The sequence below is a fragment of the Paragemmobacter amnigenus genome (genome assembly GCF_009908265.2).
GTDB classification, from domain to species: domain Bacteria; phylum Pseudomonadota; class Alphaproteobacteria; order Rhodobacterales; family Rhodobacteraceae; genus Paragemmobacter; species Paragemmobacter amnigenus.
Genome location: NZ_JAAATX020000014.1, coordinates 115,816 through 128,964, shown reverse-complemented (window position 1 = coordinate 128,964; position 13,149 = coordinate 115,816). Strand labels below are relative to the sequence as shown.

Sequence of the window (13,149 nt, the reverse complement as noted above, 5' to 3'; positions counted from 1 at the left end):
CGGCATGACCGTCACGTTGAAACCTGACACGCGGACCGAGGCGTTTGGCAGCAAGGACTTCCATTTCTGCTCTAGCAAATGTCAGACGAAGTTTCAGGCCGATCCGTGGTTCTACGCCTCCGGCCGTGCGGCAGGGCGCAAGAAAGTTGCCCCGGCCAATGTGCAGTATACTTGCCCCATGCATCCCGAGATTATCCGTGATGCGCCCGGCTCGTGTCCGATCTGCGGCATGGCGCTGGAGCCGATGCTACCCTCGGACGAGCCCAGCCATGAGTTAACCGATTTCACCCGCCGCATGTGGGTTTCAGCAGCTGCGGCGGTGCCGCTGATCGTGTTGACGATGGGAGAGTTCGTGGCTCTGCCGGTGCGTGACTGGATCGGGCATCAGGTGGCCAGTTACCTGGAGTTCGCGCTGGCAACTCCGATTATCCTTTGGGCGGCCCTTCCCTTCTTCAAGCGAGGCTGGGATTCGCTGGCGAACCGGTCACCCAACATGTGGACGCTGATCAGCCTTGGGGTGGCGGCGGCCTACCTCTATTCGCTGGTCGCGACGTTCCTACCTGGCTTGTTCCCTGAGGTCTACCGGATGGGTCACGGGGTTGGCACCTACTATGAAGCGGCGGTGGTGATTGTGGCTCTGGTCTTTGTCGGCCAGGTCCTGGAACTGCGCGCACGCGAACGCACCGGCGATGCGATCCGCGCGCTTCTCGACCTCGCGCCGAAGACGGCGCGGCGCATTCTGCCGGACGGCACCGAATACGATGCGCCTTTGGAGAACATCATGGAGGGCGACCGGCTGCGTGTGCGCCCCGGAGACGCTGTGCCAGTCGACGGCGTGGTGATCGAGGGTCATTCATCGTTGGACGAAAGCATGCTGACCGGCGAGGCGATGCCGGTCGAAAAAGGGCCGGGAGATGCGGTGACCGGGGCCACCATCAACAAGAACGGAAGTCTTGTTATCGAGGCTGGCAAGGTTGGCGCAGACACCGTTTTGGCGCAGATCGTGGCCATGGTGTCGAACGCGCGTCGGTCGCGTGCACCAATCCAAGGGCTGGCGGATCGGGTGTCCGCAATATTTGTACCGACCGTGGTTGGGATCGCAATTCTGGCCTTCGTAGCCTGGATGATTTTCGGCCCCGAGCCATCCCTGGTCTTTGCCATCGCCTCGGCGGTGTCGGTGCTGATCATCGCTTGCCCCTGCGCGTTGGGTCTTGCCACCCCGATCTCGATTACAACGGCGGCCGGACGTGGCGCGCAGGCGGGTGTGCTTATCAAAGACGCTGAGGCGCTGGAGCGGATGGCGGGGGTCGATACGCTGATCGTCGACAAAACGGGTACGCTGACCATGGGCAAGCCCGAGCTCACCGATACGGTGTCGCTTGGGGACTTGGCAGTCACAGACCTGTTGTCCCTTGCTGCGGCTCTGGAACGTGGGTCGGAACACCCCCTTGCCGAAGCCATTGTTGAGGGGGCCGACGCGCAGGGCGCGTCCCGACAAGAGGCCACGGGTTTCGAGGCGGTCACCGGCAAGGGTGTGCGTGGCAAGGTCAAAGGCCGCGCGGTTGCGCTTGGCAACGCGGCCATGATGCAGGAGATGGGACTGGACACTGCGCGCGCGGAGACGCAGGCGGACACTCTGCGCGCCGAGGGCAAGACCGCGATGTTCATCGCTGTCGACGGTGTGCTCGCAGGAATCGTCGCCGTCGCAGATCCAATCAAGGAGTCGACCGCACAGGCGATCAAGGAACTGCATGCCCAAGGATTTCGCGTCATCATGGCAACCGGCGACAACGAACGCACCGCACAAGCGGTAGCGGGTAAGCTCGGCATAGATGAGGTGCGCGCGGGAGTGTTGCCCGAGGCCAAGAAAGACCTGATCGACCAGTTACGCCGTGAAGGTCACAAGATCGCCATGGCAGGCGACGGCGTGAATGACGCGCCTGCGCTGGCGGCAGCGGATGTCGGCATCGCCATGGGTACCGGGGCTGACGTTGCGATGGAAAGCGCGGGCATCACTCTTTTGGGTGGCGACCTGATGGGCATTGTCCGAGCGCGCAAGTTGGCACGCGCAACCTTGCGCAATATCAAGCAGAACCTGTTCTTTGCTTTTGCCTACAACGCACTTGGCGTACCGATCGCAGCCGGGCTCCTTTATCCGATAACCGGCCTTCTTCTGTCGCCGATGATCGCAGCTGCTGCGATGAGCCTGTCGTCGGTCTCTGTCATCACCAACGCATTGCGTCTGCGGAGGGTCGATCTGTGAACCAACAAGAGCCGCTGGAAATAGGGTTGGTAGATCGAACAGGGTTGATCAGCCTCACCGGCGGCACCGGCCATTTGCTAGGACAACGCCCTTTGCGCTGCCCGTCGCTCGCAATTGCGCACCTCGGGCGGCCTCTCAAGATCGAGGTGATCTGAATTGGTGGTTCTGGCCTAGGCCAATGGCCACAAGTCTAGCGCATATTGCGATATTCAGGAGAATTTATATGTCGCCTCTCTCTCGTCGCGGCTTTCTAGCCACCACCGCGGCTTCGGCTGCTTCCCTTTTGCTTCCCAGCCGGGTCCGGGCTCAATCCACTCGGCTGTCCTTGACCGCCACCACCCGCACAATCGACGTGCGCGGCAGAGCCGCCTCCGTCTGGGGACTCCTTGGTAGCAATGGCCAGTCGGGCCTCGTCTTGGATCCGGGGCAGCGCTTTGCCGTCGATCTGACGAATTCGCTAGCCGATCCGACCATCATCCATTGGCACGGGCAGATCCCGGACAATGCTCAAGACGGCGTCCCAGACATGCCGATGCCAGTGCTGCAACCAAGCGAAACCCGGGCCTATGACTTTTCCGCGAGGGCCGGCACACACTGGATGCATGCGCATATTCCGGCGCACGAAATGATGCTGCTGGCAGCACCGCTGATCGTGAGGCGGCCCGAGGATGTTGCGGCAGATCGTCAGGAGGTGACGCTGTTCCTGCATGACTTCTCGTTCAAATCGCCCGCCGAGGTGCTGGCCGAGATCACCGGCGGTGCGTCGATGGCCGGAATGGATCATGGCCAGCCGGGGCAAGGTGCCATGGAACATTCCGGGATGGACATGGGCGCCATGGGGCAGGGCGGCATGATGGCGATGCCGGCCATGGACGGCATGGCAATGGACCTTAACGACTACAACTTCGATGCCTATCTCGCCAACGATCGGACTCTTGACGACCCGGAAGTCGTACAGGTGGACAAAGGCGGGCAGGTGCTGGTCCGCGTAATCAACGCCGCCGCTGCGACTGTCTTCTGGATCGATACGGGCGCGCTTCCCGGACGGCTGGTTGCGGTGGACGGCGAGCCGGTGCAACCACTGCCTGGCAGTCGCTTTGGTGTCGCGATGGGCCAGCGTCTCGACATCGAACTGGATATACCGAGGGAGGGCGGGGCGTATCCGGTTCTCGCCCTGCGCGAGGGCGCCAACGAAAGGACGGGTGTTATCCTGGCCACGCCGGGGGCCGCTTTGGCGAAGATCGCTGACGTGTCGGAGGGAGACCATCCCGCCTTCAGCGGCGATCTCGCACAGGAAAGCTTGCTTCGCGCGGTCACTCCGTTGCCCGAACGTGCGCCCGCATCGCAGCCAATGCTCATGCTGGGTGGTTCGATGATGCCCTATGTCTGGACGATCAACGGACAGACCTGGGGCACCCATGTGCCGGTGACGGCGAAATCCGGCGATCGGGTAGAGATCACGTTCCATAACATGTCGATGATGGCGCATCCCATGCACTTGCACGGTCACGCGTTTCAGGTGGTCAGCACAGGCGGTGCGCGTTTTGCAGGTGCGGTACGCGACACCGTGCATGTGCCGCCGATGGGCATGGTGACGGTTGCGTTGGACGCAGGTGAAACCGCGCGCTGGATGCTCCATTGTCACCACATGCCCCACCTTTCGATGGGCATGATGACGGAGTTTGCGGTTTCCGCCTGAAACTCGCTGGACCTGCGGCCGCGCCGCAGGTCCGGGCCTATCTCCCAGGGGACATGCCATATCTGACTGCATCGGACGTCGAGCTATTCTTGGTGGACTTGCAACGCCGTTCATGGCGATGCCAGCGTTGGCGCGCCCGCCCTTCCGCCTAGGAAAGGACCCGCAGCCACTTCTCTCGCCGCCGATCCTCGACGAGGCGGGAACCACGTGCAAACTGGACGACTTCATCGGGCGGGTCGTACTTCTCAACATCTGGGCGACTTGGTGCCCGTCTTGCCGCGAGGAGATGCCAGCGCTTGACCAGCTGGAAGAAGCCTTGGGCGGCGATCGTTTCATGGTTCTGCCTTTGAACATCGACGAAGGCGGGATCACCCGTGGACGCGAATTCTACAACGAAGTCGGCATTCGGCATCTGCCGCTCTTCTGGGCGGAGCCGTAAAGAGTTCAACTCGCCTTCGCCTTCATTGGACTGCCGACAACGCTGCTGGTCGACAACCGAGAGAACGAAATTGGTCGCCTTCAGGGGCCGTTCGACTGGAATGGTCGGGGAGCCGTCGATCAGCTCCGGAATGTCCTGAGATAAGGAAAAGCCACTGCAACAAATCGATACAATCGGGCAACAGTGTCGTAGTGTCTGAGTGCCATTCAGCGCGTGCCCAGAGACGAGACCGAAGACCAATGTTGCAACAGTCGACCGCAGTTCAAGCGACCGAAGGCAAGGTTCTTGTCGTCGATGATGACGGCGAGATCTTGTCGCTTGTTGCCAAGTTCCTGCGCGCCAACGGGTTTGTTGTCTCGACCGCCCGCAATGGCGCAGAGATGAAGGCCCAGATGCAGTCATCCCAAGTGGATCTTGTTGTGCTGGACATCATGCTGCCGGGGACGAACGGGCTCGACCTATGCCGGGCGTTGCGCGCCGAAAGCACGGTGCCGGTCGTGATGCTGACGGCGAAGGGCGACGAGATCGACCGCATTGTCGGGTTGGAGGTCGGTGCCGATGACTACCTGCCGAAACCGTTCAATCCGCGCGAACTTCTGGCCCGCATCAAGGCAGTCCTCCGGCGCAGCCGGTCAGTGGAGGGGTCTGCACCGCAAGGTTCAGGTCGTTCGATCGAGTTCGAGGGGTGGCATTTGGATACCCTGAAGCGAGAGTTGGTGAATCCGGGCGGCGTCGTCGTTGACCTGTCAGGCGGTGAATATGACCTGCTGATGACGTTTCTCGAGGCACCGCAGCGGGTCTTGTCCCGAGACTACCTTCTCGACAGCACCAAAAACAGAACCCTCGACGTGTTTGACCGCTCGATCGATGTGCAGGTCAGCCGCTTGCGCCGGAAAATCGAGGCGCAAGGAGAATTAATCAAGACCATTCGCGGCGCAGGTTATCTGTTCGCAGCGGCCGTGCGGCGCAAGTGAAGCGGCTCAGGGCGCTGCTTCAGGCAGCTTTGGCGTTCAGGTTTGATACACTGGTAGCCAGAACGACCATCGTCCTGATCCTGGGCATCGCCACCGTACAGATTGTTGGGCTGCAAACCTATCGCGCGTCGCTGAGCGCCGATCTGTCCGATGCGACGGAACAGCGGCTGGCGGATCGCTTGCTGACCATCAAGCGCACGCTGGCCGGATTGCCGGAGGGCCTTCGCGAAGACGCCGCGCACGACCTTTCGAGTGGCGCGATCGAAGCGCATTGGAGCCGGGACCAGCGCGCGGTCGAAGCGGACGCGACCAACCCATTGTGGACAGATCTGCAGACGCGTTTGGTGGAATTGGCCCCGGAACTTGGCGAGGGCGGGCTGAGCGTCGGCGAACAGGCTGGTCAGAGCCCGGACCCGCACGTCGCGTTGATCTCGATGCGCCTGACGGACGGCACTTGGTTGAACGTGAGCCTGCTGAGCTGGACACCCCGCATCCCAGGCGCACCGCAGACCGTGATGGTGGCGTGGATGATCGCAGCCGTGGCTCTGGCCACAGCCATCCTGCTGGTGCGCTGGATATCGCGGCCGCTTGGTCGCTTTGCCGAGGCGGCCAACGGGTTCTACACCACCGGAAAGGTAGCGGCGGTGCCTGAGACCGGCCCCTATGAAGTTGCCGTTCTGGCCCGAGCTTTCAACGACCTGCAAGACCGGCTTGCCCGCTCAATCGACGACCGCACACAAGCTCTGGCTGCAGTATCCCATGACTTGAAGACACCCATCACCCGGTTGCGTCTGCGCGCCGAGGAGATCGACAGTCAGCCTCTCGCGCGGTCCATCGCCCATGATCTGGACGAAATGGAGCGGATGATCGATCAGACGCTGTCTTATCTGCGCGGTGACCGATCCGACGAACCGATACGCCCCGTGGACCTTGTCGCGATCCTTGAGACCGTGACAGATGATCAGACCGATCAGGGCGCGGTGGTTTCCTTTGCTGGTCCACGAGCGGCGGTTGTTCCGGGGCGGCGGCTTGGGCTGAAGCGTGCCTTTGGCAACCTCGTGGGCAATGCCGTCAAGTATGGCGGAACAGCACGCGTGGCGGTTTCCGAAAACGCGCAGGATGTGGTCGTGGTGATCGATGACGACGGTCAGGGAATTGCCGCTGCGGACCGGGACCGCGTGCTTTTGCCCTTTGTCAGGCTTGAATCGTCGCGCAACAACAAGACCGGGGGCTTTGGCCTGGGGCTGACAATTGCACGCGCTGTGATCGACGGCCACGGCGGCACGCTGGAGCTTGGCGAAGGGCCGACCGGTGGCTTGCGTGTCACTGTGTCCCTGCCCAGACAGGGGCGCTGAAACACTCGGTTACAAAGCGGCAATCGTTCAGAGACGTCTGTCGGTCATCTCGACACCAACAAAAACAGGCGTCGAGGTTCGGATATGCGGTTTGTAGGGGCTTTGGCCGTTGTTCTGATGTTTGGCTTCACGGGCGGCGTGGCCGCACATGAAGGCCATGATCACGGCGCACCGCCGCCGCCGGTCAGCACCACCATCGCCCCTCGGGTCGAAGCAGCATCAACGGTGTTCGAAGCGGTCGTGATAGCCCGCGGTGCCGAACTGCAGGTCTTTATCGACACATTCGACACCAACGCGCCCGTTGCCGGGGCTGCGGTCGAGATGGACACGCCCTCTGGTGTTATCATCGGCACGGAAACGGAGCCGGGGATCTATGCGTTTTCCGCACCCTGGGTCGCGACACCCGGCAGCTACGATCTTGCGATCACCGTCATTGCCGATGCTGGATTTGACGTTTTGGTGGGGTCGCTGACGATCCCCGCACCACCACCAGCGGCAGTGGTTGAGGTAAACGCTGCAGCAGCGATTGGCGCGAGTGTTTTGGGTGACTTGCGGGCGCGCCTGGAGACCCGCGATCTAACGCTCGCCGCCGCGGCTGCTATCGGTCTGCTGGTAGGCGTTTTCGGCATGCTGTTGTTGCGGCGCAATCGCCGGCCAGTTGCACCTGCCAAGATTACAGCTCTGCTGGTAGCTCTCCTGCTTATCCCGCCGTCGCAGGGGCAGGCGGAGGTTGCTGCCGCCAGCGCGGCCAACGCAGCATTGCCCATGCCTGCCGCTGCGACGCGCGATGTCGCCCAACGCTTTCCAGATGGGGCCATCTTTGTTCCGAAAGGGACGCAGCGTGTGTTGGGCATTCGCACGCTCGTCACGGAAACGGCTTTGCATGGGCGGCGCATCGAACTTCCGGGGCGCATCATTCCAGATCCGAATGCCTCGGGCTATGTGCAGGCGTCACTTGAGGGCAGGCTGGTGGCCCCACCGGGTGGTTTTCCACAGCTCGGGTCCTTAGTGAAGGCAGGTCAGATCGTCGCCATCGTCGAGCCGACCATCGGTGCGGTAGATCTTGCCGACCGCCAACAGCAAATTCGTGAGATCGAACAAGAATTGCAGCTTGTCACTCGCCGTCTTGACCGGCGTAAGCAGTTGGAAAGCGTGGTGGCGCAGACCGAGATCGAAGAGTTGGAGATCGAACAGGAAAGCTTGATCGCCCAACGTGACGCCTTGGTTTCGCTGACCGATGTGTCGGAAAATCTGATCGCCCCGGTTGACGGGGTCATTGCCGCAGGCCAAGCCATCGCGGGCCAGATCGCCTCCCCGGGCGTCACCGTTTACGAGATCGTTGACCCAGGAAGGTTCTGGGTCGAGGCGCTGAGCTATCGATCAGAAGCTTTGGGCTCAGAAGCAGTGGCGGTCTTCGCTGACGGATCGACCATCGATCTTGTCTATCAGGGGACGGGTCTTGCCGACCAGGGACAAGCCGTTCCTGTGCGGTTTTCTGTCGTGGGAGAAGCAACTGGTTTGCGGGCGGGTCAGTTGCTGAGGGTGATCGCGGCCACTCCGGCAGAGCATGAAGGAATCGTCGTACCCCGCGATGCTGTCTTGCGCGGGGCCAACGGGCAGCTTGTGGTCTATGTGAAGACCAATGCCGAACGCTTCGTCCAGCGCGAGGTTCGAGTAGAACCGCTGGACGGCGACACAGTGCTGGTCGTGGCGGGCCTTGAGGTCGGGCTTCGTGTCGTGGCCGAGGGTGCCGAACTCCTCAACCAGATCCGATAGGCACAGACCATGTTCAACTTTCTGGTCACGCAATCACTGCGCAACCGCATGTTCGTCATGGCGATTGCCATCGTCATGGTGCTTTACGGTGCCCTGACGGTCACCCGCCTTCCGGTCGATGTGTTCCCCGATCTCAACCGTCCGACCGTTACCATCATGACCGAGGCCGAGGGGCTTGCCCCGCCCGAGGTCGAGCAATTGGTCACCTATCCGCTGGAAACCCAGATGAATGGGCTGCCCGGTGTCACGCGGGTCCGGTCCACTTCGGGCGTGGGCCTTTCGATTGTCTATGTCGAGTTCGACTGGAACACTGACATCTACCGCAACCGTCAGCAGATTGCTGAAAGGCTGACCCTGGTGCAGGCGCAGCTGCCCCAAGGCGTGGTGCCACAGATGGGGCCGGTCGCCTCCATTATGGGGCAGATCATGCTGATTGCAGTCACCGGGCCGGATACGGTCACCCCGATGGAGCTGCGCGAACTGGCCGATTTCACCATCAGGCCACGGCTCTTGACCATTCCGGGGGTGGCTAACGTCATCCCGATCGGCGGCGAGGTACGGCAATACAGGGTTGCGCCAAACCCGGCAGCAATGCGCGCCTTTGGCGTGACCTATGAAGATGTCGAAGCAGCACTGACTGGCTTTGGCGCGAACACGGGCGGTGGCTTTGCCGACCAGTACGGACGCGAGTTCCTGATCCGCAACATCGGGCGCACCCAAAGCCTGGATGACCTTGGAAACCTTGTCGTGGCCTCCGTGAATGGTCAGCCGGTGGCTTTGGATCAGGTCGCTGAAGTTAGCTTTGCGCCCCGCACCAAGCGCGGCGATGCCGGTTTCATGGGCGACGATGCTGTGATCGTCTCTGTCGAAAAACAGCCGGACGTGGACTCCATCGCGCTGACCCAGCAGGTCGAGGCCGCATTGGCGGAGATGACCGCGGCCCTGCCAGAAGGAGTAAAGGCGGACAACATCCTTTTCCGCCAAGCGACCTTCATTGAGACGTCGATCAGCAATGTGCAGAAGGTGCTACTGGAGGCCATTGCGGTGGTCGCGGTCGTGCTCTTCCTGTTCCTGTTGAACTTGCGCACCACGATCATCTCGTTGACCGCCATTCCTGTTTCTATCCTAGTTTCGGCGATCATCTTTTACTGGATGGGTCTGTCGATCAACACGATGACTCTGGGCGGCCTAGCCATCGCCATCGGTGAGTTGGTCGACGACGCCGTGGTCGATGTCGAAAACATCTTCCGCCGCCTACGGGAGAACCGCGAGAAGGGAAATCCCCGGTCAGTCTTCGACGTGGTCGTGTCTGCCAGCCAGGAGGTTCGGTCGGGCATCGTTTACGCCACGATGACCATTGTTCTGGTCTTCGTGCCGCTCTTTGCGCTCTCGGGCATTGAGGGGCGGCTTTTTGCACCACTTGGGCAGGCCTATATCATCTCGATCCTGGCCAGCCTTGTCGTTTCAATCACGCTGACCCCGGTGATGGCCTATTACATGCTGCCGGGTCTGAAACGACTGGATGAGCATGAAGGCATGGTCGTCCGGGTCCTGAAGCGTGGCAATCGCAAATTGCTTGAGTGGTCGTTCGGGCACCCACGCCTGCTGATCGCAGGAGTTCTGGCGGCCGTGGTCACAGCAGGCAGTTTCGCCACGCAGCTGCCACGCGCGTTTCTGCCCCCGTTCAACGAAGGCACGCTGACGATCAGCATGCTCTTCAACCCTGGCATATCCCTCGAGGAAAGCCAGCGGATCGGTCTGGTGGCAGAGCAGTTGATCCTTGAGGTGCCCGAGGTTGTGCTGGTTGGGCGCCGGACGGGCCGTGCGGAACTGGATGAACACGCCGAAGGGGTGCATTCGTCCGAGGTCGAGGTGGAACTGGCCCAAGACGGCCGCCCAAAGACCGAGATCGAGGCGGATATCCGTGCGCGTCTATCCGTGCTGCCGGTGGTGACCAACATCGGCCAGCCGATATCGCACCGGCTTGATCACATGCTGTCGGGGGTTCGGGCGCAGATTGCGCTCAAGATCTTTGGCGAGGATCTCGACACGATGCGCGCCATTGCCGAGGAGTTCCGGGTGGCGCTGGATGAAATCCCTGGCGTCGTCGATCTTCAGGTCGAAAAGCAGGTCCGTATCCCGCAGCTGGAGATCATCGTCGATTACGGACGCGCGGCGCTTTATGGTCTGCAGCCCGCTGCCGTAACCGAACAATTGGAACAACTTTCAAACGGTCGCATCGTTTCGCGGATCGTTGATGGCAACAAGCGCTTCGACGTCGTGTTGCGCCTGCAGGACGAAGAACGCACGACACGCGGTCTTGGTGATCTCCTGATCGAAACCCCGACAGGCTGGATCCCGGTCAGTCAGATTGCCGATGTGGTCGAAACCGACGGCCCGAACCAGATTCTTCGCGAAAACGGCAAACGCCGCCTCGTCGTGCTGGCCAACTCCGACGGGCAAACCGACATGGCGCAGATCGTCGAACAGATCCGAGCCGTTATGGCCGAGAAGGACCTGCCCACCGGATTCTTCGCGACGCTTGAAGGTACCTTCCAAGCCCAAGAGGAGTCGATGCGCACCATCGGCCTCTTGTCGATCCTGTCGCTGGCGATGATCTTCGCGATCCTTTACAGCCGCTACCGCTCGCCGCTGTTTGTCGGCATCATCATGGCGTCCGTGCCTTTGGCCCTGATCGGCAGCGTCGCGGCTTTGTGGTGGTCTGGCCAGCCTCTGTCGGTCGCGTCCATGGTCGGCTTCATCACGCTGACAGGGATTGCGACCCGCAACGGCATTCTGAAGATTAGCCACTACATCAACCTCGCCATTCAAGAAGACATGCCGTTCGGACGCGACCTTGTCATTCGTGGTAGTCTGGAGCGGTTGACGCCGGTGCTGATGACCGCCTTGTCGGCGGGGGTGGCCCTTGTGCCGCTGATGCTTGGCGCTGATGCGCCCGGCAAGGAAATCCTCCACCCCGTCGCCATCACCATCTTTGGTGGCCTGGTGACAGCCACGATCCTTGACACTGTCCTGACCCCGACACTGTTCCTGCGCTATGGCCGTGCCCCGCTTGAACGCCTTGTGGCGCAGGCACGGGCCGAGGCTGCCAAGCAGTCGCAGGAAACAGGTCGTGCATCCACAATCGAAGCATACTGAACATCGGAGCCCAAAATGCGCCTTTCCAGAATATCCTTCCGCCTCGGCCTGTCTGCCTTGGCTTCATTAGTCGCGCTTTCAGCCTTTGCCCACGAGCCACGGCCCGGGCCGAACGGTGGTTGGAAAGTCGATGCAGGGGCGTGGCACGCGGAACTGGTCGCGAACGACACTCCTAATGTGATTGTCTACCTTTATGACGGGGCAGATCAGCCGTTATCGGCAGAGGGATGGACGGGCAACGCAATCTTGCTGGTCGACGGCAGTGCACAGCGGTTTGAGCTTACTCCGGATGCCAACGGTCAACTCATCGGGGCTGCTGCTGTCGCGGTTGCTAAAGACGTCAAAGGAGCGCTCCAGCTTGTTGCCCCCGACGGGACCACGGCCCAGGCAAAATACTAAGATGAAACGGTCGCCAACTCGCCGAGTTGGTGCCCGCCCTCTCTGCTCACTAGTATTGACGAAATCATCGTGCGGATGTGGGACAAGCCTGATGAGATTTTCTGGACCGAGCGCGACAGGACGACGTCAGTGTTTGGGACCTATCTGGTAGCCTGATTGCATCCACATCGGCCGGTAGTACTGGGTAGTCCTCGTCGAACTTAACAGCAGAGCGCTTGGTACGGCTCCAGGCGACACATGCAGCAACTACCGACGCAATTGCACGTCACCTCTTCAGCCGATCAGACAGCAAAGGAACTGCCCGACGAACTCGCCCCGGTAGGGGCGAGCATAGAGATTTTGTCTTCCGTTTAAGGATTCCGGGCAAATGCAGGGGATCATGGAAGTGAGCCCCCGCAAAAACACGTTACTGACCGCGTGCAGCAAGCCAGGTGTCACGTTGTCGTTAAATCCGGGACAAAGAATCCAATGAAATCAAGTCGCGGGGGCGGCTGAGGTATTGGGCGCCGCAGCTGGGTCCGCCCTTCCTCATTCCCGATTTAGTTCGGGGATTCTGCGTCCCATGAACACCAAACAAAATCACGATCATGCGCATACCGCGGAATGTCAATGCGCTTGAAGTCCGGCAGCCTTGCCGGAGCGGGGCGCGGATTGTTGATCTTCCTCGCGCGCTCCGCTGCCATGGTCGGGGCCATTCACGAGGTCGGCAAGGATCGGACAGTCCGGGCGGTGATCGCCGCAGCACGCATCTGCCAGATGACGAAGCGTGTCCATCATTGCCTGCATTTCACGAATTCGAACTTCAAGACCGGCGATCTGATGAAGGGCAATCTGTTTCACATCTGCACTCTGCCGCGAACGATCCTGCCAGAGCGCCAGCAACTCCTCGATCTTCTCGACGGAAAAACCCAAGTCGCGCGCCCTTCGGATGAAGCGCAGAAGCTGAACATCGGTCATCGTGTAGACGCGATATCCTGCAACCGTCCTTCCTGCTGCCGGAATGAGCCCTATCGACTCATAGTAGCGAATCATCTTGGCGGAAACGCCCGAAGATTTTGAAGCTTCACCGATGTTCATCTCAGGGC

Annotated in this window: 9 protein-coding genes; 8 read left to right on the top strand and 1 reads right to left on the bottom strand. The window is 61.0% G+C overall.

The window, feature by feature from the left end; genetic code table 11:
- The 8 genes from GU927_RS18365 to GU927_RS18330 form a co-directional block, all read left to right on the top strand.
- The coding region (locus GU927_RS18365) for a heavy metal translocating P-type ATPase (protein ID WP_232489274.1) at positions 1 to 2,263 on the top strand (2,263 nt) is incomplete at its 5' end.
- 223 nt (positions 2,264 to 2,486) lie between these two features.
- The gene (locus GU927_RS18360) at positions 2,487 to 3,962 is read left to right on the top strand and encodes a multicopper oxidase family protein (protein ID WP_125327766.1); all 1,476 of its coding nucleotides are present in this window, start codon (positions 2,487 to 2,489) and stop codon (positions 3,960 to 3,962) included.
- A gap of 112 nt (positions 3,963 to 4,074) precedes the next feature.
- Positions 4,075 to 4,401, top strand: a complete 327-nt coding sequence (locus GU927_RS18355) for a TlpA disulfide reductase family protein (protein ID WP_232489273.1) — start codon at positions 4,075 to 4,077, stop codon at positions 4,399 to 4,401.
- A gap of 239 nt (positions 4,402 to 4,640) precedes the next feature.
- Positions 4,641 to 5,375 (top strand): response regulator, encoded by a 735-nt coding sequence (locus GU927_RS18350; protein WP_125327891.1) that lies wholly within the window; start codon positions 4,641 to 4,643, stop codon positions 5,373 to 5,375.
- Entirely contained in the window at positions 5,372 to 6,730 is a 1,359-nt protein-coding gene (locus tag GU927_RS20650) for an ATP-binding protein (protein ID WP_125327768.1), read from the top strand. The genes GU927_RS18350 and GU927_RS20650 overlap by 4 nt, the downstream gene beginning before the upstream one ends.
- A gap of 117 nt (positions 6,731 to 6,847) precedes the next feature.
- Complete coding sequence (locus tag GU927_RS18340) at positions 6,848 to 8,506, top strand: efflux RND transporter periplasmic adaptor subunit (RefSeq protein WP_125327770.1); 1,659 nt, start codon at positions 6,848 to 6,850, stop codon at positions 8,504 to 8,506.
- Between the two features lie 9 nt (positions 8,507 to 8,515).
- Entirely contained in the window at positions 8,516 to 11,665 is a 3,150-nt protein-coding gene (locus GU927_RS18335; RefSeq protein WP_125327772.1) for an efflux RND transporter permease subunit, read from the top strand.
- A 15-nt stretch (positions 11,666 to 11,680) separates the two neighbouring features.
- A complete protein-coding gene (locus GU927_RS18330) occupies positions 11,681 to 12,064 on the top strand; it encodes a hypothetical protein (protein WP_125327774.1) in 384 nt (127 codons plus the stop codon).
- Positions 12,065 to 12,670: 606 nt separating this feature from the next.
- On the opposite strand, the gene cueR is transcribed toward GU927_RS18330, so the two are convergent.
- On the bottom strand, positions 12,671 to 13,141 hold the full coding sequence (gene cueR / locus GU927_RS18325; RefSeq protein ID WP_125327776.1) for a Cu(I)-responsive transcriptional regulator: 471 nt from the start codon (positions 13,139 to 13,141) through the stop codon (positions 12,671 to 12,673).
- Positions 13,142 to 13,149 lie beyond the last annotated feature (8 nt).